This is a genomic window from Arthrobacter sp. OV608, assembly GCA_900110595.1.
Lineage (GTDB): Bacteria > Actinomycetota > Actinomycetes > Actinomycetales > Micrococcaceae > Arthrobacter.
Genome location: FOEZ01000007.1, coordinates 79,414 through 101,803, shown reverse-complemented (window position 1 = coordinate 101,803; position 22,390 = coordinate 79,414). Strand labels below are relative to the sequence as shown.

Annotated in this window: 19 protein-coding genes; 5 read left to right on the top strand and 14 right to left on the bottom strand. The window is 62.2% G+C overall.

All coding sequences use genetic code 11. The features are described from left to right. Window position 1 precedes the first annotated feature (1 nt). The 5 genes from BMX78_RS11205 (at window position 2) to BMX78_RS11185 (ending at window position 5,181) form a co-directional block, all read left to right on the top strand. Window positions 2–1,405, top strand: coding sequence for an oligosaccharide flippase family protein (locus BMX78_RS11205; protein ID WP_286138913.1), 1,404 nt, complete (start codon window positions 2–4; stop codon window positions 1,403–1,405). 30 nt (window positions 1,406–1,435) lie between these two features. Next, complete coding sequence (locus tag BMX78_RS11200; RefSeq protein ID WP_091419429.1) at window positions 1,436–2,392, top strand: glycosyltransferase; 957 nt, start codon at window positions 1,436–1,438, stop codon at window positions 2,390–2,392. Window positions 2,393–2,567: 175 nt separating this feature from the next. After that, window positions 2,568–3,176, top strand: coding sequence for a hypothetical protein (locus BMX78_RS11195; protein WP_139204918.1), 609 nt, complete (start codon window positions 2,568–2,570; stop codon window positions 3,174–3,176). A gap of 176 nt (window positions 3,177–3,352) precedes the next feature. Further along, the gene (locus tag BMX78_RS11190; protein ID WP_170850785.1) at window positions 3,353–4,501 is read left to right on the top strand and encodes an O-antigen ligase family protein; all 1,149 of its coding nucleotides are present in this window, start codon (window positions 3,353–3,355) and stop codon (window positions 4,499–4,501) included. Window positions 4,502–4,575: 74 nt separating this feature from the next. After that, on the top strand, window positions 4,576–5,181 hold the full coding sequence (locus BMX78_RS11185) for a hypothetical protein (protein ID WP_139204917.1): 606 nt from the start codon (window positions 4,576–4,578) through the stop codon (window positions 5,179–5,181). Window positions 5,182–5,555: 374 nt separating this feature from the next. Here BMX78_RS11185 and BMX78_RS11180 read toward each other — a convergent pair whose 3' ends face one another. The 14 genes from BMX78_RS11180 to BMX78_RS11115 all read right to left on the bottom strand — a co-directional run bounded on the left by BMX78_RS11180 (window position 5,556) and on the right by BMX78_RS11115 (window position 22,350). Beyond that, a complete protein-coding gene (locus tag BMX78_RS11180) occupies window positions 5,556–6,647 on the bottom strand; it encodes a glycosyltransferase (protein WP_091419421.1) in 1,092 nt (363 codons plus the stop codon). Continuing rightward, window positions 6,640–7,803 carry a glycosyltransferase gene (locus BMX78_RS11175; RefSeq protein WP_091419420.1) on the bottom strand — a complete coding sequence of 388 codons (1,164 nt, stop codon included), beginning with the start codon at window positions 7,801–7,803 and terminating at the stop codon, window positions 6,640–6,642. Before BMX78_RS11175 ends, BMX78_RS11180 begins: the two co-directional genes overlap by 8 nt. Continuing rightward, window positions 7,800–9,059: a glycosyltransferase family 4 protein gene (locus tag BMX78_RS11170; RefSeq protein ID WP_091419418.1), complete on the bottom strand. Its 1,260-nt coding sequence runs from the start codon at window positions 9,057–9,059 to the stop codon at window positions 7,800–7,802. The genes BMX78_RS11175 and BMX78_RS11170 overlap by 4 nt, the downstream gene beginning before the upstream one ends. A gap of 34 nt (window positions 9,060–9,093) precedes the next feature. After that, window positions 9,094–10,932, bottom strand: coding sequence for a glycosyltransferase family 2 protein (locus tag BMX78_RS11165; protein WP_091419417.1), 1,839 nt, complete (start codon window positions 10,930–10,932; stop codon window positions 9,094–9,096). Beyond that, window positions 10,929–12,023, bottom strand: a complete 1,095-nt coding sequence (locus BMX78_RS23665; protein WP_353615438.1) for a glycosyltransferase — start codon at window positions 12,021–12,023, stop codon at window positions 10,929–10,931. Before BMX78_RS23665 ends, BMX78_RS11165 begins: the two co-directional genes overlap by 4 nt. 436 nt (window positions 12,024–12,459) lie before the next feature. Beyond that, window positions 12,460–13,761, bottom strand: a complete 1,302-nt coding sequence (locus BMX78_RS11155) for a M18 family aminopeptidase (RefSeq protein WP_091419413.1) — start codon at window positions 13,759–13,761, stop codon at window positions 12,460–12,462. Window positions 13,762–13,771: 10 nt separating this feature from the next. Then, complete coding sequence (locus BMX78_RS11150) at window positions 13,772–14,662, bottom strand: intradiol ring-cleavage dioxygenase (RefSeq protein ID WP_091419411.1); 891 nt, start codon at window positions 14,660–14,662, stop codon at window positions 13,772–13,774. A 62-nt stretch (window positions 14,663–14,724) separates the two neighbouring features. Further along, window positions 14,725–15,417, bottom strand: coding sequence for a response regulator (locus BMX78_RS11145; RefSeq protein ID WP_091419410.1), 693 nt, complete (start codon window positions 15,415–15,417; stop codon window positions 14,725–14,727). Continuing rightward, window positions 15,414–16,796, bottom strand: coding sequence for a sensor histidine kinase (locus tag BMX78_RS11140; RefSeq protein ID WP_091419408.1), 1,383 nt, complete (start codon window positions 16,794–16,796; stop codon window positions 15,414–15,416). Before BMX78_RS11140 ends, BMX78_RS11145 begins: the two co-directional genes overlap by 4 nt. Before the next feature lie 22 nt (window positions 16,797–16,818). Then, complete coding sequence (locus BMX78_RS11135; protein WP_091419407.1) at window positions 16,819–17,715, bottom strand: ABC transporter permease; 897 nt, start codon at window positions 17,713–17,715, stop codon at window positions 16,819–16,821. 5 nt (window positions 17,716–17,720) lie between these two features. Then, entirely contained in the window at window positions 17,721–18,668 is a 948-nt protein-coding gene (locus tag BMX78_RS11130) for an ABC transporter ATP-binding protein (RefSeq protein WP_091419405.1), read from the bottom strand. Window positions 18,669–18,831: 163 nt separating this feature from the next. Next, window positions 18,832–20,328: a bifunctional phosphatase PAP2/diacylglycerol kinase family protein gene (locus BMX78_RS11125; protein WP_091419404.1), complete on the bottom strand. Its 1,497-nt coding sequence runs from the start codon at window positions 20,326–20,328 to the stop codon at window positions 18,832–18,834. A 58-nt stretch (window positions 20,329–20,386) separates the two neighbouring features. Then, window positions 20,387–21,580: an MFS transporter gene (locus tag BMX78_RS11120; RefSeq protein ID WP_091419403.1), complete on the bottom strand. Its 1,194-nt coding sequence runs from the start codon at window positions 21,578–21,580 to the stop codon at window positions 20,387–20,389. Next, window positions 21,577–22,350 carry a DeoR/GlpR family DNA-binding transcription regulator gene (locus BMX78_RS11115; protein WP_091419401.1) on the bottom strand — a complete coding sequence of 258 codons (774 nt, stop codon included), beginning with the start codon at window positions 22,348–22,350 and terminating at the stop codon, window positions 21,577–21,579. The genes BMX78_RS11120 and BMX78_RS11115 overlap by 4 nt, the downstream gene beginning before the upstream one ends. Window positions 22,351–22,390: the final 40 nt, after the last annotated feature.

The window sequence follows — 22,390 nt, the reverse complement described above, 5'->3', positions numbered from 1 at the left end:
CGTGCTGAACACCGTGTTGTCCCGGTTGGGAACGCTGGGCATCGGCATCGCGCTGGCCCGTGTCCTGGGGCCTGAATCCTTCGGCACGTTTGCGGTGGCACTGGTCGCGCTGATGGCGGTCCTCAGTTTCAACGAACTGGGGGTATCGCTGGCAATCGTGCGGTGGCCCGATGACCCCGCACGGATCGTTCCGACGGTTAACACCATATCCGTTGCCAGCAGTGCCCTTTTCTGCATCGCGGCAATTGTTGCCGCACCGGTCTTCACTACCGCTGTCGGGGACCCCGATGCCACCGATGTGATTCGGGTGCTGATAATCAGCGTCTTTATCAATGGGATCGTAGCCTCACCGGCTGCCTTGTTACAGCGGGAGTTTCAGGAAAAGAAGAGGCTGGGTATCGATCAGGCCAACGTCTGGGTGGGCGCCGTTCTTTCACTCGCCTTGACGCTTGCAGGCATGGGCGCCATGGCTTTGGCCGTGGGGCGGGTCGCGGGGAGCCTCATTTCAGGGGCGATGTTCCTCAAGGCTTCGCCACTCCCGTACCGGTTCGGCCTCGACCGCGCACTGATTGGCCCCCTGCTTCGTTTCGGCCTGCCGTTGGCGGGGACAAGCATCATCTTCTTTGCCGTTGCCTACGCCGACCAACTAACCGTTGGTGCTGTTCTCGGCGCCTCCGTATTGGGCTTCTACGCCGTTGCGTTCAACCTCTCCAGCTGGCCCGTCAGTATCCTGGCCCAACCGCTGCGGCGCGTAGCACCTGCATCCTTCTCTGCCTTGCAGCACAACAGGACCGAAATGAACGCGGTTCTGTTGTCCATCTGGACTTTAGTGGCAAGTGCTTCGTTTCCTGCCGTCTCGTTCCTTGCAGGCAGCGCAGCCCCTTTAGTGGCTTTCATTTACGGGCAGGAATGGCTGCCGGCTGCAGCAGTGCTGTCTTGGCTTGCCCTGGCCCTCATCTGCAAAGTGTTCTGTGATCTCGCCTACGACTTCTTAGTGGTTCTCGGGAAATCCGGGACCGTTCTGATGATCCAACTGAAGAGTCTGATGGTGTTGATTCCGATGTTGGTCACCGCATCGACGTGGTTCGGGCTGGCTGGCGTGGCGGCGACCCAAACAGTGATAGCCGGATTCGTCGTCCTTCCCCTCTACCTCTGGCAGCTGCACGGAAATGGAGTAAAGGTTTCGGTACTGATGCGGACGTTGCTGCCGGCCTTCGCCGTATCAGCCACCAACGGACTATTCGCATGGGCAGCCGCAAGCTTTATCCCAGACAGTTTCCATGCGCTGATTGCCAGCGGGACCGTGACGGTCCTTGTGACTCTCACCTTGCTGGCGGGCCAAGCAAGGCACTTCAGGCTGATCCGGAATGTCGGACGCACGACGCCCGAGGAAGTCTCGGCGTGAGGAATCCCGTGACTGCCGAGAGGATTGACGATGCACGGCAACTTTGACCACATCCTGTTGACCCGGTTCAACCTGCCTTCACCAGGAGCAGAGAGTTTCGTTCGGGGCAGAGAGGGGTGGCTTCATTCCCGAGTTGAACTTTTCGAGCAGTACTGCCTCCCATCAGTGGAAAACCAGACCGTGAAGACATTTCACTGGATAATCTATTTTGATCCGCAAAGTCCGGCATGGCTCAAGGATAAGGTCGGGCAACTCAGCCAAACCCACGTTTTCAATCCCATTTACCGTGCTCAGGTCAGCAGGGATGACCTCCTTAATGACCTGAAGCTGGTCAGCGGAGCCAGGCACAGGAATGTCATTACTACCAACCTCGACAATGACGATGCGTTGTCTGCGAACTTCGTCGAGCGCCTCCAGAGCGTTCCGGTTGAGTCGGACAGGGCAGCTGTCTACCTGGTTCGCGGCCTGATCCGCTCCGGCGACAGGCTGTACTCGAGAACGGACCGCTCCAACGCGTTTTGTTCCGTTCAGGAGGATTGGAATTCGGCTCAAACGTGCTGGTCCACTTGGCACAATCTGCTCGGTAAAACAATGAAGGTCATCCAGGTAGGCGGAGAACCGGCGTGGCTGCAGGTTATTCACGGATCCAATGTCAGCAATCGAGTCAGGGGACGCCGGACTTCACCCATGTCCCATAGGCCAAACTTCGGTGCCCTGCTGGACGGGGTGGGAGATGTCGCAGCGGGCGATCTTCTAAAGGACTTGCTGATTCAGGCACCTCAGCGCTCAATCAGGGATCTTGGCCGTTCGGTAGCCAGGCGCGCCACCCTTGCCGTGCTGGGGCGGGACGGATTGGACCGTTTGAAGGCAGAGTGGGCCTCCCACTCCCTTAGGAGGAACCAGGTGCCTGATGAAGTCGCTACTGAATTACAACGCAAACTGTCCCGCACGTCGGGCGGAGGGGGTGTAGACGATGTTCCTGCATAACCTCGGACTCGGTCTGCTTAGGCGCTGGTATTTCGTTCTTGCGGGGGTACTCCTGTCGGCGGGAGCCTGCTTTCTTACCTGGACCGTCGTTCCTCCTTCGTATCAGGCCACTTCAACCGCAGTCCTTATTCCACCCTCCTCACTGGTTGGGGAGAATGGAAACCCATACTTGTACATGGGCGGCCTGGACCAAGTCCTGACCGTGCTGACGGTCCGGCTGAATTCGCCGGAAGTGGCAGAGCCGCTGATCGAGGGTCGGGGCAACGCAGGCTTCACAGTCGAGCGAGACCCTACTACCCCCGGCCCCATCATGCTCATTACTGCAACTGGGGATTCCAGGGGACATGCCATGCAACTGCTGGAGGATGTGGTGCGGACAGTGCCAGAGAACCTCTCGGTGATGCAGGACCAGCTGAGGATTCCCACTTTTTCGCGGGTTGAAGTCATGACGGTTGTCCAGGACGAAGCACCGGAGCTCATGATCAAAGATCAGTTGCGCACACTGTTGGCGGTACTCGCGCTCTGTTTGGGCCTCACCGTGCTGGCCACGGCAGTACTGGATCGGGTCATGACGGCCGGGAAAGACCGGAGAGGCCGCCGGGCCGGCCCGGCGGCGGAACACCTGTCCCTACCGGTGAAACTAATGCGGCGGAAGGATGCTCTGGAGCCCTCCTCCCGGATACCCCGGACAACTTCGGGCGGGCGTGTTGGCGATGCTGTTGAACTGCAAGGCAATGAACAGGAATTGATACTTCCCACCCTAAAAGCGAAAAACCTGACATGACGAGCAGCGTTGAGGCCCTTAGGTGGCCCCCCTCCAACTTCCGCAGAGAACTGGGGCAGGTGAGGCCGGACGCCACCACAGTCCTTACCGCTTATGCCGTCCTGCTGTACGTCGTACCGTCAGACCGCCGCATCGCACCACTGGGCGGTGCCGGCGCACTGGCCTCAGTCCTGGCCATGGCGGCACTGCTGTGGTGGTGCTGGCATCAAATCAACACGGCCGGCGCGCACGCCGGCAGGACGGTTCAATGGATCCGGGTCATCGCCTTTATCTTTTTTGCCGCCTGTATGGCCAGCTACGTGTTTGCGGCGTTGTCCCCGCTCACCGTCGCTGACCAGAGCGTCGCAGATCTTGGGCTGATACGCGTCGCCGCTCTTGTAGGAATACTGCTCGTGGCCAGTGACGGGATCGACACGGAAGCGCGCCTGCTCCTTCTTGTACGCCGTCTTTGCTTGCTCGGCGCGCTGTACGCGGGCCTGGGTCTCGTCCAGTTCTTTACGGGCCTCAGCTTTGTTGACGTCATCGAGATTCCGGGGCTGACCGCATCGGCGGACGCGGGAGTCGGTGCCCGGAATGGCTTCATTCGTCCAGTGTCCACTGCCGTGCATCCGCTGGAATACTCCGTGGTCCTGACCATGCTCCTGCCGTTATCGCTGGCCCTCGCCGTTCATGACAAGCACAGGTCAGCTTTCCGACGCTGGACTCCAGTGCTGCTTCTGGCGATGGCTTCCGCCCTGTCTGTGACAAGGTCCGCGCTGCTGGCTTCAGTGGCGGTCTTCCTGGTGCTCATGCCCACCTGGCCCCGGACAACACGAAAGGTCCTTATCGTCGCCGCAGGCATCGGGTCCTTTGCAATGTATGTGGCAGTGCCGGGGATGGCCAGCACCATTCTTGCAATGTTCACGGAGGGGGATGCGAGCGTCACGTCCAGGACAGACAGCTATGACACAGCGTTATCATTTCTAGGAATCAGCCCGCTATTTGGACGCGGGTTTGGCACCTTTCTCCCCGCCTACAGAATTGTTGATAACCAGTATCTCTTGAGCGCCATAGAGATCGGAGCAATAGGCCTCGTTACTCTGTTGGGCCTCATCTTCACGGCCATGGTCCTACCGTTGCGCCACCGAAAACTGTGGGACGCCCAACCCATGAGGGGTTTGGGTCCGGCCCTGTTTGCGTCGATGCTCGCCGGGGGAATGATTCTTGGATTCTTCGACGCCTTCGCTTTTACCCAAGCTGCCGGCACGCTCTTCATGATGATGGGGTTGTGCGGCGCCTACTGCAACATAAGCAACGTGTTTAGTCTGGCTCCGGGGGGACGATGATGGGCATCTGGATCCAGTTTTTACGGCGTACACGAGCCAATGCAAGGACCGTAGTCCGCAGGCGTCGGCTCGCATTGCTTATCGTCGCCATGATGCTGCCGATGACGTTCGCCACTGAGCACGTGGAAGGCGTGTATTACAGTCGGGCAGACGTTCTCTTCCTGCCTCCACAGGCGTTGGTTGGAGGGAATCTCCTTCAGGCAGATCCAACACAAACCCTGTCGTTCGCAGCAATGGTTGAACATAAGGTCAACGCGGAATATCCGAGCACCGCGCCGAGGACTACGTCCGCCCCGCTATATGGAACTGGTGCCAAAAACACCCATGCCGTCTACATACCGAGTTCAGGCGGGCAATGGCAGCTGAGCTTCAGCCGTCCAGTCATCACAGTGGAGGTGGTTTCAGACTCATCAGAGGGTGCTTCCCGGTCGCTGGCCCTTTTGGTTACGAGAATCGCGGAGCTCGCGTCATTGACCCAGGGCGCGGAAGGTATTCCCGGGACCTCCCGCATCACCACCGAGTTGTCTCCCGCCGTGCCCTCCGTTAGCTACATCGATGTGAGGAACAGCCGCGCCACGGTCACAATGATTCTGTTGACCGTCGGAGTTGCAAGTGGAGTCCCGATCTTGGTCGAACGTGTCCAGACGGTGCGCCGGGTTTCACATCGTAAAGCTCTCTGACTAAGAAACCGCCCCTGGTTCCGGAGCGGCATCCATGGGGGCTGATGCTCGTTCAAGGGCTCTTCACTATGGAGTCGTGGACCGGTTGGTCTGGCTCCTTGATGGACGTGGCGGCCTCGGCTTGCTGGAGGCAGGATGGTCTGGTGAGGCGGGTCTGACTCTCGGCTCAGGCGCACCGAATGCTCCTGCTGCGCGGAAGGCGACGTTCCTTCCTCGGGACGCAATGACCCCGCAGCCCGGGCAGCCCGGAAGCTGGTTGGTTTCGATGATCACCTGCCGCCGGCCGGCAATAACAGCGGTGGAAATGACACGGTAGTCGGGCAGGTTGAAGAGAATGGTGGCAGTCATTTTCCCAGCAACCACGAAGAGCCCGTTCAGGACCTACGGGCAGCGTCCGCCAGCACTCGATTCAGCCCATCGCTGAAGATGTGGTTGGTCTTGCCAGTCTCCACGAGACGCCGGCCTGCAGCCCCCATCCCGGCAGCAATCGCAGGGTCATTCCACAGGGAGAGAATGGCTTCCCGCAGTGCATCAACGTTTTCCGGCGGAACCCAGAGGCCTTCCACGCCGTGAACAAAAGCTCCCCGCTGCCCATCCACTTGTGAAACGATAACAGGCAGTCCCATTGACCATGCCTCATTCATACATGTAATTCCGTTATCGCTGTTCGTCGGCTTAAGAGGAACAACCACAAAACGCGATTTCGCGTACAATTCGCGCAATTCCCCTGGCGGCATCGTCCCAAAGGTCACATTTGCGGGCATATCAAGATCAGCACGTCCGCAGTCGGCGGCAACATTCCACCAGTCCTGCCTGTCAGTGTCCAGCACGCCGGCAATATGGCATTTAATTCCCGTTCCCGCAAGCGCCCCAACGAGGGTTTGGTAATCGCGCATTTCTCCACCCGCAGCAGAGATCATCATCCGCGGGGAGCCCGGATTATCCTCGTGCCAGAAATCTGAATCAGTGGTCCAGGGCAGGCCAACTATTTTCTCGGCGGGAACTCCCAGTTGCGAAATCAGGGCCTCGCGTTGAGTGATTGGCGGCAGGATGATCCGGGTAATTTTCCGATGCACCAACTTAAGCAACCGCGCCTTCTTGGGCTCCATGATCCTCGTGAATAGAGCCACTACAGTCATGCGCCTGTATGTCAGCCGAAGCAGCATCGCCAGGACAAGCGTTACGTTGGCAACACTCCAGAGGAAGACCGCATCATAGTTCCGACCCACCCTGTACGTTTCCAGTACTTGGACCACCCACATAGGTAATCTCTTGTACACCAGACGCCGCCACTTTGAGGGATTGGTCTGTAAACGCTGATCAAGGTAGTCAACCTTACCCTCGATGTTATGCACCCAACTGCGCGGTATATCACCTGCTTTTTCCAACTTGTGCAAGTCTTCCAAGTATGGGGGGAAGAACAATGAATTAGGCACAACCAGAATCTTTAATTCATCGCTACTCACCGATTCCTCCTAACATTGATATCTCTTTAGAAGATGCGAAAGGGGCAGTTAACTTCATTAGGTGTGCCGCCCTTGCACTCCAGCTATGCAGCCGCGCGAAGGCTTGGTTTTGCCGACGCTGCTCCTCACTTACAGGCCACCGGGCATGCTGAACGGTCAGCGAAACGAACTCTTCGGTGGTTCTGCCGATCCGAATCAGGCCGGTGTCCAGCCACCTCACCGCGGGCGAGTCCGTGGCAACGACCGGAAGTCCGGCGGCCAGGTATTCGAGCGTCTTAAGGGGGAAACTTGCCCGGTTAAAGTCACTGGACAGATAAGGGGTTATACCCACCGTTGCCCGGCGTAGAAGGCGGGAAACCTCAGTGACCGGAACTTCGCCAAACCAAGTCACGTTCGGACGGGCCAAAAACCCGCTCAGGAGCCTGGCTGTAACGACGTCATGGTCCCGTCGGGGCCCGATCACGTGTATGGGAATGCCGGTGTCCGCAATTTTGCCGAGAAGATCGAAGTCCAGGCGCTCGTTCAACTGCCCCATCAAGGCGACGGCCGGCGTTCGCGATTGCGCCGGCGTCACCGGGGAGCATTTTTCGATGTCGCATCCGTTTGGCAACAGCTCAACGCGGGCTCGCGGGTTCATGTCCTGGAGCATTGACACCAGAGGGGGAGTGACCGCCGTGACAATGTCCGCCGCGAGGAAGTTCCGGCGGAGGATGCCTGCAATGTAGCGGCGGGATAGCCCCATCAAAGCCGCCCCGGCCAACCAATCGTCAGTTACGTGAAGTACACGCACCCCGCAATCGGGGACGGGAAGCCGGAGGGTTGGCGACAATGAAAGCGTCACTACAGGCCTTGCTCCAGTGTCTTGAAGTGCTTGCCTCATCCCTTGCTGCATCAGGTGTCCCGCCCAGATGCGCAACCCCACACGGTATGGGCCCGGCGGCACAAGGACGCGAAGCCGCAGGATCCCTGGCGCAATGGCGTCGAGGTTGTGTTTCGCGCGGGCCGGCGGACGGTCAACCTCCGCCGGTCCGGCCCAGGGAACCGGAGGATCAACCCAGAGCACGCTGTGTTGGGCCGCCAAGGCAAGGGCCAACCGGTGGTCGGTACCGAAGGTATTTTCCCAGCGGCTGCCGGCGATGACGGTTATGTCGTTCATCGCCGGCCAGCCTTTTCGTGGGGTGACTGTCCGGCCAGCGGGCTGGCATTGAAATCGTCATTTACTACGGTTCCCTGTATTCGTTCCCCAAAGCGTCGAACCTCGTGGCCGATCAGGCCATACGCTCCTTGCAGGATGCTCAGATTCTGTGCCCCACGGAGTGTCCGCTGCGTCCGCGCCTCGTTGTAGTACTCGATTTGTCGTGCTGCGGCCTGATCCAAAGAAAAGCGATCGTGCACCAGCGTCCTGGCAAATTCCCCTACTCCTTGCCGCAGCCTGACATCTTCAATCAGGGGAGTCAGTTCGCTCCTGAGGGCTTCTACACCGCAAGCTTCGCCAGGCCCCACTCCATACCAGCCCTGCCACAGGAATTCATCAACGGAATCCGGCGTCAGGGTCTTCCAGAACCCCTTTTCGCCTTGCACGATAACCGGCTTTCCCATTGCCATTCCGCGCAGTGCAGACCCACCCATACCCAGAATGATGTCCCCCAAGGCATAAGCCCAGCGCGGGTCGGCAATCTCGCCGGTGAGGATAATACGTTGTTCCTTGGCAGCCGCATTTGCGGCACGCGCAGCCGCAGCCACTTCATCTTGGGCTGGCCCGGATCCCACTATGAGGAGTTGGAGGGGTTCCGGTCCGTTCCATCCGCCCACCAGCCGTACTGCGCTGAGAATACCTTCGAGTTTCATCTCACGGGCGAGCCGCGACACAATGGCCAGAGTTACCCCTCGGCGATGGATCCCCCACCGATGGGCCATATCGTTTATCGGCAATGGGGATTCAATGGAATTGGATGTTACGTCCACCGGCGGTTCCATCAGCCGGACGAAACTTCTTCCCCGTTCGCGCTCCGCCTGGGCGATTTGTTCCGTTCCGACAATCAGTGGCAAATGCCGCGGGATAAAGGGAGCCACCGCCATGGAGAGCACCGTTGCAACAGGCGTCGCTGGCGTTCTTGAGCAACCCAGCAGGGCTTCCAGCGCAGGGGGCCACTCATAGCCGTGAACGATATCAATACCTCGTTCGCACACCAATCCTCTTATCGCCCTGGCCACGGGCAGGCTCGGACGGCGGCCGGGGCGGGGCAGTTGGATAAAGGTCAACCCTAGTTCAGAGATCTTGGATTGCAACGCACCTGGGCGGCCCACCACGGTGACTTCATGCCCCCGGCTGTGCACTGCGGCCGCAAGTTCTATAGCATTGAGCTGACTCCCACCCATACCCATATCATGTGGATAAACCAAAACTCTCACGGTGCCTCCCCTGCTGCCGTTTCCGGACAATGTCTCATGTGACCCTCGAACTCTCGTCACGTTCCCAGGCCCTAACGGGCCGGGGGGCCAACCGGCCCGCCAAGGCGAACCCGGTGTATACCAAGGCATCGAGCGCCGAGGCAGGGCTATGAACTGACGCAGCCAACTCCGTCACGGTCCGCTGGGTACTGCCGGGCAATTCGCCAAGCTCCGAATTGCCCCTGTAGACCCTCTTTAAGGTCATTAACAACGCCTTCGAGGAGCGCGGAGTCCGGACGGTGACCGGCAGGCAGTCCACGACTGCCCTTTCTTTACCTTCGAACAGCCTGTCAACCAAACAGTCATCGCCTGAAACATCAGGGAACTTGCCTAACCGCTGATGGCCGGTTCGGCTCAGCCCGTAGACGCCTGCCCCCCACATTGAGGCGGAGGATTGGGGCAGGCGGTTGCGTGCCCGATAATAGGCTTTTACAAGCCAAGAGGCACCGTCCGTGTCGTAGCGGAAAGCCGGGCGGGCGCAAAGCAGCCCTTGCTCCCCGGAGAGGGCCTTCAGTGTTGCAGAAAGTGCCGGGACCGGCAGCTCAATATCAGCGTCCAGATACAACCGCGGCCAGAGGCTCGTTGCGCAGTCTCCGGCGTTCAATGCAGCCACCTTGGACGCATTTGCTACTTCAACCACCAGCACCCCCGCTACAGAACGGGCCAACTTCTCGGTGCCGTCGGTGCAGCCGTTGCAGACGACTATCACCTCCACGCGCCCGCTTGCCAGAGGAAGGGTCAGAGCCTCCAAGGTCCTGCGCAGCACGGCAACCTCGTTATGGGCGGGGATGATTATGGCACCGTATGGGATCACATCCGGGCCATCCTCCAGCGCCGGAAATGCGGCGGCGTGGGGCAGTTCCTTCCATCGGGACTCCCGGGCGATGAGCCCGAAAATCCTCCTCCGCCCGGAAAGGGGTGCGCGCAGCAGGGCAGAAAAAACGACGACGGCGCGGAAGGCCCTTGCATAGGCAACCGGATGGAACTTCCGAACGTAGCGGATGCGGTTTGCACCCAGGAGTGCGTCCAGCAACGGGGAGCTCCCGGATCCGCCGCGGGCGTGCACCATTTTGGCGGACGGCTCGAACCAAATGGAAAAACCGCCAGCCCGAACCCGGCGCATGAAATCGGTCTCCTCGGAGTAGAGGAAATAGCGTTCGTCCCACCCGCCAACCCTTCCGGCAACATCGGAACGAATGAGGAGCGCGGCGCCCGTCGCCCAATCGATCGGATGGGAGTGCCTGTAGCTCGCCGCTGCATAGTCGATTTCCGACAACCAGCCCGGCCTGCCTGGAACTTTACTGCCCAGCAGGGCATCACCGAGGGCCCGGGACAAACTCGGCTCGCGTCGCAGGGACGGATAAACGGTCCCGTCCTCATCCAGCAACCGTGGAACTACCACTCCGGCGCCGGCGACCGCCATCCTTCTGCGAAGTGCCAGCACGGCGCCCCGTTGCACCCGCAAATCCGGATTTAGCACCAGATAGGATCCTGCTTCGCCGGCGCGTTTCAACGCGGCATTGATGGCCGCTGCGTATCCAAAGTTTCCGCCGGTTGAAAAAGCCAGCACATCCTCGTGCTGCGAGATGGAATCCAAGGTCCAGGGCGTAGGAGAGTTGTCCGCCACAATAACCTTCATTGACTGGTCTTGCGCTTCTTGCCGAAGGCTCGTGAGAAGCCGGTCTATGTCCCTTTCGCTATTGAACGTCACCACCAGAACCGCAACGTCCGCGAACTCGTCAATGCCGGCGAACCGCGGCCACGTATCGAGGTCTTGGTGCTGCCTGAACTCACCGTCTGATTCCTTTGGCCTTGAACTGCCTGCCCGGCTCATCTCGCCTGCCCGCTTCGGGAGGGACGCCTGCGGGAGGGGACTTGCTCGCGGCTGTGCCCTGGCAGAGCATGTGCAGCCAGACGGCGGGCTGGAAGCAGGACCGGCCCGCGGCGTAGTGGCTCCTCATAATCCACAGTTGAGGCAGGCGATGGAATGTACGGCTCCAGCTCAGCTGCCTCTTCGAGAACTGCGGCTCCATCTTCCGAGAACTCCAACACCTTCCCGAGGCCACGCCGGATCATTTCGTGCGCAAAAGATCCTTGGTGGTCATCCACATGCTCGCCAAGGCTGGCCGAACGGACTGCCAGTACAGGGACAACTCCATTGTCCAAAGCCTGGAGGACCGAGCCCACCCCGGCATGGCAAACAAAAACATCCGATTCCTGGATCAATCGGTTCATGTCCGTCCAGCCAAGGTCCCTGTGGACAGTTCCCGGCAGGTCGTTTCGAGTCGTGGAACCCAGCTGCCAAATGACCGAGCATCCCTCAGGCAGTCTCCGTGCCACGGCGTCCACAGCACGGTCGAAGCGATAGGGGTGAATGGTCCCAAGAGTGACCAGTACCTGTCGGACTTTACGGTACGGCCGCCGTCGAACCTTCCAGTTATCCAAGACCGAACCGACATACTTCCAACGCGGATCCGACCACGTTTCGTACTGTGTATAGGTGTGGACTCGGGGAAATCTTTGGAGGATTTTTCCGGTAGTGGAAGGACCCTGTGTCCTGGTCAGGCTCTCAATGTAGATGGCCTCGGATCCCAGCAAAGCGGCAAGCGGCAGGAAGGAGACGGCTACGGCAGCCCCGGTACTGACAACATAGTCATAGGAATCATTCCGCAGGATCCGGCAGGCACTGGCCAAAGCGCGCAAAGTGCCCTTTGCGTCACGGGTACCCACACGGGGCAAGTAAAGCACATCAGCTCTCTCAAGGATCGACCTGGACTGGGGCGTGTCGAAGGTGGCCCACTTCTCGTGAAGTCCGGACTGTGAATACAGGTCAGCTATCTTCTTGAGTTCGGCCAAGTGACCGCCGCAGCTGGCAACCCACAAGACGCGTTTACCTGGTTCCAAGAGGTTGCCCAACCCAGTCATCATTGCCGTCACCGCCTTGTCCCGGTGCCGCGACGCCGGGCACTACTGTCAATTTGAGGCATTCCGGTGGGAGTAATTGGTGCAGAAGTCATGCGGGCTCCAAACGTATGCTGGTGGGCGCTCCGGTAAACGCGGGGTCTGCACTCCCCTGGTTATGGAACAAAAACCGGTCCGACCGGTTCCAGACTCTCGTGGTATTTCCTTGGCAGCTGATGCACACAGGTGTTAATGGCAATGTCCGGAACCTGGGACACCGCCCCGGAGGGCATCTGGTTCAAAGCTAGGCGGACGCTCGCGGAGCCACCACACGAACTCGCACACTCTGTGGATAACCGCAGATGCTATGCGGCATGCCTCGTGCATTAGTGAGGGACCACGCGCAAGGTGCATCAAGCTGATGGCCGCCCTGCGGCCTTAAGCGGAAGCCGGGCAGGACCTACACGGCGGTCCGGAAAAACAGCTCCGCCACGGCAGCCAGCCGCCGCGGGTCCTCCACACCGCACAGTTCCCGCGCGGAGTGCATCGAAAGCAGGGGAACCCCCACGTCCACCGTCCGGATCCCCAGCCGGGTTGCGGTCAGCGGCCCGATGGTGGAACCGCACGGGATCGCGTTGTTGGATACGAACTCCTGGTAGGGCACGCCGGCCTCAGCACAGAGCCGCGCCCACAGCGCCGCACCGGCCGCATCGGTGGCATACCGCTGGTTCGCGTTGATCTTCAGCAGCGGCCCGCCGTTGAGGACCGGATGGTTGGCGGGGTCATGCCGCTCGGCATAGTTCGGGTGCACCGCGTGCCCCGCATCAGCAGAAACACAGAACGACGCCGCCAGCGCCTGCCGCCGCTGGCTCAACGTCGCGCCAAGTCCGTCAGAGATACGCACCAGGACATCCTCAAGGATGGGCCCGCAGGCCCCGGAACGCGAGTTGGACCCAATCTCCTCATGGTCGAAGGCGGCCAGAACGGCGACTGGGCCGCCAGAGGATGCCGAAGAAGCGTGCTTCATCAAAGCCACCAGCCCCGCATGCGTGGACGAAAGATTATCCAGCCGCCCGGACGCGAAGAACTCCCCATTCCCCCCGAAAACCGCAGGCGCCTGCGTATCCGCGATCACGACGTCGTACCCGCCAATCTGCCCGGGATCAACGGAGGCCCCGGAGACAGAAGAAGCCAGCACCGCCAGCAGGTCGAAATCAGAAGGGTTCCCGAGTCCCCATACCGGGTTCATGTGCCGCTGCTTGTCCAGCGTCAGGCCTTCATTTACGGCCCGGTCCAGATGGATGGCCAGTTGCGGGAAGCGCAGCAGGGGCCCGGTAGCGGCCAGGTGCTCGGTGCCGTCCAGCATCACCAGCCGGCCGGCGAGCTGCAGCTCCCGGTCCAGCCAGGAATTCAGCAGCGGCCCGCCGTACACCTCCACACCTGCCTGCAGCCAGCCGTGCGCACCGGTAGTCGGCTTGGGCTTGAGCTTGAAGGAGGGCGAATCCGTGTGCGCCCCGAGGATGCTGAACCCTGTGGTGGGGCCGGCGCCCTCCGGCACCACCCACGCGATCAGCGCGCCGTCACGGATCACAAAAAACGAACCCGCACCGCCTTCCCAAGGCTCCAGTTCATCCAGCCGGACAAAGCCGGCCTCCACCAGACGCCGCGCCGCTTCGTGCACCGCGTGAAAGCTCGACGGCGATGCGCTGACATACGCGCCAAGGTCCTGGATGTGGTCTGCAGCGGAGGAAAGAGAAGGCATGCTCCCGAGTCTAGATGGTGACGTTCAGGCCCGCCGTGTAGCCGGCCGCGGCCGAGCCGGTCAGAGTGGCCAGCTGGTAGATTCCGCCGTCGTTCCTGAAGACGTTGTCCGACTTGAGTGTGGTGCGGAGAAAGTTCTTGGCGCTGGACTCATAGCCTGCCGTGGCGTACACGTCCTCGCACGCGGCCTGGGTGAGGGCAATCTGCGAAACGGCCAGCACCTGGCCCGCCGCCGTCGCGTTGCTCATCGATTCGAACACCTCAAAATGGATGTGCGGCCAACGGCCCGTGTACGCGCCAGGGAATATTGAAGTGAACGTGACCTGGCCGTTCGCGTCAGCCTCCTGGACCCCGCGGAGGAAGTTCTCGTTCCCGAGTCCGGAATCGTACATCGAGTACCTCCCTTCCCTGTCGCAGTGCCAGGCATAGACGGCCGCACCGGCCAACGGCGCACAGCCGTTGGCGTTATCCAGCAGCGTCAGCGTAAAGGTCAGCGGTACCCCTTCGGCCTTGGCCGTGCCTGTGCCGAAGCTGGAGGTGATGTCCTGCCGTACCACTCCCGAGGCTTCCAGGACGTTCGGTCCGTTCGAGCCGTCCCCTGGAAACGGGCCGGCCGTTTCCTGCGGAATCTCCACGCCGCATTCGGCGATTGCCCGGGTCAATGTGGGCGACGGTACGGCGGTTGCCGAGGCAGACGCGGATGCCGTTGCACTCCCAGTGGTTGCAGCGTTCGACGCCGACGGGCCGGCGCCGGAGCTTGATCCGCCTGGCGTGCATGCAGCCAGGGCTGCGGCGGCGCTGCCCGCGCCAAGGAACATGCCCAGGGAGCGGCGGCTCATCATCGTGGTCAGGTCGAACTCCAGTCCGCGGTCGTGATCGGGATGGGGGAGTTTGTTTGTCATGCCACCATCCAACCGTCCCCGCCTGTCACCTGCATAGGGCATTCCTGTGCGCAGGCTGTGCCTCAGTAGTCCGGGTTGCTCGGCACCACCAGGCCGGTCTCGTAGGCATACACCACTGCTTGGACACGGTCGCGGAGATGGAGCTTGGTGAGGATCCGCCGCACGTGCGTCTTCACCGTCGCCTCGGACAGGAAGTACCGGTGGGCGATCTCCGCGTTGGACAGTCCCTCTGCCATCGCTTCCAGCATCTCGGTTTCCCGGGGCGTCAGATCCGCCAGGAGGGGATCAGGCGCAGTTGTCAAGGGCGCCGGCCTGGTGGTGCCGCGCACGTACGTTTCGAGCAGCCGCTGGGTCACTCGGGGTGCCACCACTGCATCACCGCTGGCCACCACCCGGACGGCATTAATCAGGTCCTGCGGCGCCGCATCCTTCAGGAGGAACGCGGATGCGCCTGCCTGGAGGCCGGCAAAGGCATACTCGTCCACGTCAAAGGTGGTCAGGATGATGATCCTCGAGCCCGCGCCGTCGGCCGTGATGGCCCGTGTGGCCTCAATGCCGTCCAGCACGGGCATCCGGACGTCCATCAGCACCACGTCCGGCGTGAGTTCACGGACCAGCCGGACGGCCTCGGCGCCGTCGGAGGCTTCGCCCACAATCCGCAGATCCTCCTCGCCTTCAAGGATGAGCCGGAACCCCATCCGGAGCAGGGGCTGGTCGTCCACCAGCAGGACCGTGATGGCCGGGTTGATCGTCATGCTTTCCCTTGCAGTTGGTGTGGGCGGATGGAATCGGTAACCTCGTCGCCGGGCCAAGAAAGGACGGCGTGCACCCGCCAGCCCCGTCCGCTGCGGCCGGCTTCCACACTGCCGGCATAAATCCGGGCACGTTCAGCCATTCCCGTGATTCCCTGGCCCGTGCCGTACGAGGTCCCGGAAGAGGTGCCCGAAGAGGTGCCGTAGGAGCCGTTCGCGGCGGCCGAAATGCTGACCCCCTCAGGTGGGACCTCCCCGGGAACTCCCGCGCCGTCGTCGAGCACGTCTATGGTGACCGTGGAACCTGAGCGGATGATCGAAACGTCCACCCGCCCCAGTGAACGGCCGTAGCGGAGCACATTGGTCAGCGATTCCTGGACGATCCGGTACACGGTGAGCTGGAAGGCGGCGTCGTCCGGCAAGGCCGGCCCGGTGTGGGAGTAATGCAGGGGCAGGCCTGCCGTGCGGAAACCCTCCAGAAGCTTGGACAGGCTGTCCCCCGAAGCGAGCGGCAGCCGTGGTGCCGCTGATCCGTCCTCGCGCAGGACGCCCAGCACGCGCCGCATATCGGCGAGGGCCGTGCGGCCCGTGCGGGACAGTTCACCGAGCACCTCGCCGGCGCGTTCCGGACTTTTCCGGACCACGACGGCGGCACCGTCGGACAAACTGACCATCACCGTCAGCGAGTGGGCCACGACGTCGTGCATCTCCCGGGCGATCCGGTTCCGTTCACTAACGGACGCCAGGCTCGCGGTCCTCGCCGCCCAGGCGGCTATCTCCTGTTCGTGTTCGCGCCGCTGCCGGACCGAGATGCCGATCCCCGTGGCAATAACGTTGGACAGCGCGATGGTGGCACCGGTGGCAATGCTGGTCAGGAGGTGGAAATCTTCCGGATTGACGTGGGTGTGGACAACCTCTATCCGCATCGGCCCGACGGCGGCCAGGAGGTAGAGGAGTGCCAGCGGAGCGGTGGCCGCGGCCGTCGCGATGATTGCGAAGCGGCGGCTGCGCGCCACGGCCACGGCGTAGAGCGAAAACCACAGTCCCGCCGAGACGTTGGAACCCCAGGGATGCAGCAGCGTCACGGCCACCTCGGCCACCGCCACGAAGGCAACAAGGGCCACCGGGTAGGAACGCCGGAGGAACAACGCCCCCGCCACGGCCGCCAGCAGGAGTGCGGCGATCCAGTTGCCGGACCCGACGGCGTCCACCACCGTGGGTGCCACCAGCAGGCCGTAGCTGAGAACCACCACAGCATCCATAACCCGCCGGTGGGCATGCAGGTAGCGCCGGATGAGTCCCCTGCGCCTGGCGGTGAGCTCGGCAAAGGACGCGTCGGCCTGGCCGGCCGGCGCGTCCCTTCCTACTGCCGTTTCTGTCATTCCTGCTTATATTCCTGCTGGGTTATACGTCGCGCTTTTTCAGCACAATCATCGCGGGGATCAGGAACAGCAGTACGTAGCCCAGGAAGATCAGGCCGCCATGCCAAGGGTCAATGATGCCGTCCGTGTGTCCGATCGACAGGAACCGCCCGCCGGCTTCGCTGGGAATGTACTGCGGTACGTACTTCCAGAACTCGCCGGGGATGAGGGTCATAAAGCTTGCGGCGATGGACAGGACGAAGAACAAGGCCACCAGGACGGTGATGCCGCCAGCCGAATTGCGCAGCAGCGTTCCCATCGACAGTCCGATCAGGGCAACGCCGGCCACGTAGAGGCCGCCGGTGAAGATGCTGTAGAGCACGCCGTCGGTGGACCAGTCGAGGTCGAAGCCCATCCCCTGGAACACCGGCATGGCGATCAGGAAGGTTACCACCCCGGCAATGGTGGTGATCACGTAGGAGATGACGGCGAGGATGATCGCCTTGGCCACAAAGGCAGGAGTGCGCCGGGGGACGGCGTTCATGGTGGAACGGATCATTCCGGTGGCGTACTCGGAGGACATAAAGAGGACCGCTAGTGAGCCGAGGATGAGGATGCCGATCTGCAGCCCGGCATTGGGCAGGTTGTACAGGTCAAAACCGGAGCCCGGGGGAAAGGATTTTTCCAGCATGTCAGGGGTCATCGTCTGCCCCTGGTCCCTGGCGCGGCGGATCATTTCATCCAGGTAGGTGTAGCGGATCAGGACAGCGAGTGCCCCCACGCCCACGATGGCAAGCAGCGTCAGCAGCAGCAGGATGCGGGTGGACAACAAGGACCACAGCTTGATCCATTCGGACCGCAGGACGCCGGTAAATGTCACTCCCCGTGAACCTGCGGAGGAACGGGTGGGGACGGTACGGGTTTCAGTCATGGTGCTCATCGTCCTTACTTTCCTGCCGCTGCCGGGGCGGATACTGCGGGCCCGCTGGTCAGGTGTGAGTGGTATTCCACTTCGTCCTTGGTGAGGTCGAAGTACGCGTCTTCCAGAGATGAGAGCTGCGGCGTGAGTTCGTAGAGCAGCACCCGGTTGTCCAAAGCGATGCGGGCAATCTGCCGGGAGTCCATCCCAGTTACTTCAAGGGTCTCCGGCTCGCTCTGGTCCACGGTGACGCCGTCGCCGGCCAGGAGGGCGGAGAGTTCCAAGGCGGCGCCGGTGCGGACCAGCGTCTTGGCCTGCCGGGTTCCGGCAATGATTTCCTTCACCGGTGCATCGGCGATAATCCGGCCGCGGCCAATGACGATCAGGTGGTCCGCGGTCTGGGCCATCTCGCTCATCAGGTGCGAGGACAGGAAGATTGTTTTGCCCTGGTTGGCCAGGTAGCGGACCAGGTTCCGGACCCACAGCACGCCTTCCGGGTCCAGGCCGTTGACCGGTTCGTCCAGGATGAGGGTCTGGGGATCGCCCAGCAGCGCAGCGGCAATGCCCAGCCGCTGGCCCATGCCCAGGGAGAAGCCGCCCGCCTTCTTGCGCGCCACCGCCTCCAGGCCGGTCATTTCAATGACTTCCCGGACCCTGGCCTTGGGAATGCCGTGCGTGGCAGCCATGGCCAACAGGTGGTTGTACGCGCTGCGGCTCGTGTGCACGGCCTTTGCGTCCAGCAGTGCGCCCACCTCGTGCAGCGGCGCCTTGTGCTGCGCGTAGGGGAGGCCGTTGACGGTGACCGAACCCGACGTCGGCCGGTCCAGTCCCATGATCATTCGCATGGTGGTGGACTTGCCGGCACCGTTCGGTCCCAGGAAGCCCGTAACGAGCCCTGGTTTCACGGTGAAGCTGACCCCGGCCACGGCGGTTTTTCCGCCATAAACCTTGGTCAGGCCTTTTGCCTCAATCATGGATGTTTCCTTCGGACGGCAGTATGCGCTGCGGGAGAGGTTGCTGGGACGTGGTGTAAACCCCACGCTACCGATCCGACTGCCCGAATTCGCCGGTCTCAGGGATGATTCAGGGGTAAACCGGGGTAGTCCCCCTGGATGACTGCTTCCTCGGACTGCTGTGTCAGGGGCGCGGGGAGTAGTACGTCAGTGCTTGGCGCCGCACGCTGTACTCCACGCTGCGTACGCCCGCTACCGCCTCACCGTCCACAGCCAGTGCCATGGGTGAGCCGCCTGCCTCGATCCGCACGTTCGTCGCCTCGCTCAGGTGGGTAATGCGTGAAGTGGCCACTGTGCCGGTCAACACGGACCAGAGCAGGCGGAGCCGGGCGAAGGACTCATCGGCCGTTATCATCCGGACGTCAAGGATGCCGTCGTCAAGAACGGGCCGGAACAGCGGCGCGTGGTCGCGGGGGTAGTACCGGCCGCGTCCCACGTAGGCTATCCACAACTTATGGCTCCGGCCGTTCACTGTCAGGGTGGTGGGGGTGCCGGCGGCGAACGTGCGGAACATGGCAACTACTCCTGCCAGGGGCTTGCCCAATGCCGGCTGCAGGTGTTCGCGGCGGCGGACAAGGTTGGGATAGAGACCGATGCTGGAGGTGTTCAGCATGATCACTTCCGCTGCTTCCGGCTTGCCCGCGAGGCCGCGCTCCACGGTGACAATGCCGACGTCGGCCAAGGCAGCTTCGCCCTTCGATGCTGCGGCAAGGGCCTCCTTCAGGCTCCCGGTACCGGCGTCACGGGCGAAGTGGTTGAGTGTCCCGCCCGGCAGCACCAGCAGGGGGAGGGAACGTTCGACGGCGGCCGCGGCCGCAGCTCCCACGGTTCCATCACCACCCCACACCCCCAGCGCGAGGGTCCCCGGCCGGGCCGCCGTCTGGTCAATCGCTGCCAGGAGGTCCTCATCCGGCTCCACGGTTCTTATATACGCCTTAGGGAATACCTTTAGGAGTGCTTCGGCCGTCTCTTCCTTGAAAGAGCCTCCGAGGGTGTTCACCACGATGCTTAGCCCGGCTCCCTCGGGCAGTCCGGGAGCCGAGGTCCAGGTCCTGCTGGTCTGAGGAAAGGGCGGGCGGACAGGCCACCACCGCCGGGTTATCAAGGCAGCACCCGCCCCGATCGCTGAGCCGAAGAGCACATCCGAGGGCCAGTGCGCTCCGGTGTGGACGCGGGAGTAGGCCACTCCCAGCGCCGCCGGGGCCAGCGCTGCACCAACGGACGGCTTCACCAGTCCCACCCCCACGGCGAAGGCCACGGCCGAGGCCGAGTGTCCCGACGGCATGGATGAGCTTTTGGGTTGCGGATGGACAAACCGGAACACGGGAAGATGCTCCGGGAGTGGCCGGGCGCGGGGAAGGAGCGTCTTGAAAATTCCGTTGGTGACCGCCGAAGCCACCGCTTGGGCTATAAGTCCGTGAAGAGCGGCCCGCCGGGGCCTGCCGGGAATTATGGCGATGGCCGCTGCTATGCCCATCCAGAGTTTTCCGTGGTTGGCGGCAGCGGAAAGCCTGCGGAAAAACTCGTCATGGTTTCCGCCCGGCAAGCGCGAAACATACCGAACGAGGTATCTATCCGTGCGGCTGATCCATCGATGGCTTGTCCGCCATTTGCTCTGCATGCCCCTCACCCTACCGCCGTAGACAAGGGACGGAAGCGGCTTCTACCGGCGTTGCGGCCTACTTGGCCTTCAACGGCTTGGCAGCACCGGCCAGCAGGAGCGCCACCAGGATGGGGGCAAGGATTGCCAGCAAGGCGTGGTGGATACCGGTGAGGTCGCCCAGGTAGCCCAGCAGGGGAGGACCTGCCAGGAATGAGATGTATCCCAGGGTGGACACTACCGAGACACGCGCTGCAGCGTGCTGCGGGTCGTCGGCAGCAGCGGACATACCCATCGGAAAGGCCAGGGCGGCCCCTATGCCCCAGAGTGCGGCACCTATGGCGGCCAGCCAAGGGTTTCCGGCAAGCACAAAGAGGCACAGCCCGGCCGCAGCTGCGGCCATGCTCGCCCGGAGCACGGCAACCCGGCCGTACTTGTCGATGACGCGGCCGCCGAGGAAGCGCATCGCCGTCATGGCCAGGACAAAGAGGGCGAACATCAGGGCGCCCGTGGATTCGGAGGTGCCCAGGCCGTCCACCGACGCCTTGGCGATCCAGTCGTTGCCCGCACCCTCTGTCAGGGTCGCTCCAAGGACGACAATGCCGATGAGCACAGTCCTGCTGTCCCGCCAGGCGGACGGGCCTTTGACAGCCTTGGCGCCGTCGGCGGGAGCGGGGATGGCGACGTGCGGGAGGAAGTAGCGGGGCGCGAGCATGGTCGCCACCAGGACAATGCCCACGATGACCAGCAGGTGCAGCGGCAGGTCAATGCCAAGGTTGGACAGGCCTGCCCCGATGAGGGCACCAACGAACGCGCCGCCGCTGAAGGCAGCATGGAACTGGGGCATGATGGTCCGCCGGAGCTTGTGTTCCACGTCCGCACCTTCGATGTTCTGGGAAACATCCCACAGGCCGATGGCGATACCGAAGAAAAACAGGGAAACGGCTGTGCCCGGGATGGACGCGATGGACAGCGACAACGCAATTCCCACGCCGGCGGCCGAGGCCAGCAATCCGCCCAGGCGTACGGTGTTCGCTGTACCGAGCCGTCCTACCACCCATCCTGCGGTGGGCAGGGCGAGCAGTGAGCCGACGGCGGTGCAGAGCAGCAAGGTCCCCATCTGGCCCGATGTGATCTTCAGCGTTTCGGTGACTGCGGGAATCCGTGCGGCCCAGCTGGCGAAAACCAGTCCGTTGATGCCAAAGACAACAAAAGTGGCGGCCGCGGCTGCCTTAAGTCCGGCCTGCTCTGCCGTACCTGTATTTATGCTCATACGTTCACTACTTCCACAGAGTTGTCTTCAAGTCGTCGTCGTTCGTCCTGGCTGAACTGCTTGTCCGTGACCATGATGTCCACACGGTCGAGGCCTGCCACAAGGGCCCTGGCATGGGCGTCCCATTTCGCGGCGGCGGCGGCCACCACCACTCGGGACGCTGATTCCAGCCCGGCCCGCTTCACCGCCGCGTCCTCCAGGTCATGGGCAAGAAGCCCGTCCTTGAGGTCCACAGCGCAGGGCGTGACCACTGCCGTGTCGAAGCGCAGTGAGCGGACGTTCGATTCCGCAAGCGGACCCCGGAAACACAGTTCGGCGGGAACGAGGCTTCCGCCCGGCAGCAGCAGGGCGGGGCGGGTTCCGGCCGTAGCTTCTTCAGCGGCGAGAACGTTGAGCGACCGCAGTGACATCGGCATCAGGGTCAGGTCCCTCCCTGCCAGCGCCCGGGCCACCTCGGTGGCGGTGCTGCCACTGTCCAGCCACACATGCTCCCGGTCGCGGAGGAGGCCGGCAACGGCGGCGGCGATGCGCTTCTTGGCGTCCTGGTCCTCCAGTTCCCGCTGCCCATAGCCGGGATTCCCGCCATGGCCAATCAGGCTTCGCGCTCCGCCATGGACCCGGCGAAGAACGCCGTTGGCGGCGAGGACCTCAAGGTCCCGGCGGATAGTAGCTCCAGAAGCGTCGCAGGCAAGCGTCAGCTCCTCGACCGTCACCTCCTGGCGCTGGCGGAGCAGCCCGGCGATAGTACGATGCCGCTCGTCCGTCTTCATGACCAAATGATAGCAACTTCTGATCATTTGATCATAAAGT

What these genes read in the sequence shown, in the direction of transcription:
- BMX78_RS11175 (WP_091419420.1), bottom strand. Translation starts at nt 7,803, where the DNA reads ATGAACGACATAACCGTCATCGCCGGCAGCCGCTGGGAAAATACCTTC.
- BMX78_RS11200 (WP_091419429.1), top strand. Translation starts at nt 1,436, where the DNA reads ATGCACGGCAACTTTGACCACATCCTGTTGACCCGGTTCAACCTGCCT.
- BMX78_RS11130 (WP_091419405.1), bottom strand. Translation starts at nt 18,668, where the DNA reads ATGATTGAGGCAAAAGGCCTGACCAAGGTTTATGGCGGAAAAACCGCC.
- BMX78_RS11115 (WP_091419401.1), bottom strand. Translation starts at nt 22,350, where the DNA reads ATGAAGACGGACGAGCGGCATCGTACTATCGCCGGGCTGCTCCGCCAG.
- BMX78_RS11195 (WP_139204918.1), top strand. Translation starts at nt 2,568, where the DNA reads ATGGGCGGCCTGGACCAAGTCCTGACCGTGCTGACGGTCCGGCTGAAT.
- BMX78_RS11155 (WP_091419413.1), bottom strand. Translation starts at nt 13,761, where the DNA reads ATGCCTTCTCTTTCCTCCGCTGCAGACCACATCCAGGACCTTGGCGCG.
- BMX78_RS11145 (WP_091419410.1), bottom strand. Translation starts at nt 15,417, where the DNA reads ATGACGATCAACCCGGCCATCACGGTCCTGCTGGTGGACGACCAGCCC.
- BMX78_RS11150 (WP_091419411.1), bottom strand. Translation starts at nt 14,662, where the DNA reads ATGACAAACAAACTCCCCCATCCCGATCACGACCGCGGACTGGAGTTC.
- BMX78_RS23665 (WP_353615438.1), bottom strand. Translation starts at nt 12,023, where the DNA reads ATGACTGGGTTGGGCAACCTCTTGGAACCAGGTAAACGCGTCTTGTGG.
- BMX78_RS11135 (WP_091419407.1), bottom strand. Translation starts at nt 17,715, where the DNA reads ATGAGCACCATGACTGAAACCCGTACCGTCCCCACCCGTTCCTCCGCA.
- BMX78_RS11140 (WP_091419408.1), bottom strand. Translation starts at nt 16,796, where the DNA reads ATGACAGAAACGGCAGTAGGAAGGGACGCGCCGGCCGGCCAGGCCGAC.
- BMX78_RS11165 (WP_091419417.1), bottom strand. Translation starts at nt 10,932, where the DNA reads ATGAGCCGGGCAGGCAGTTCAAGGCCAAAGGAATCAGACGGTGAGTTC.
- BMX78_RS11190 (WP_170850785.1), top strand. Translation starts at nt 3,353, where the DNA reads ATGGCGGCACTGCTGTGGTGGTGCTGGCATCAAATCAACACGGCCGGC.
- BMX78_RS11125 (WP_091419404.1), bottom strand. Translation starts at nt 20,328, where the DNA reads ATGCAGAGCAAATGGCGGACAAGCCATCGATGGATCAGCCGCACGGAT.
- BMX78_RS11120 (WP_091419403.1), bottom strand. Translation starts at nt 21,580, where the DNA reads ATGAGCATAAATACAGGTACGGCAGAGCAGGCCGGACTTAAGGCAGCC.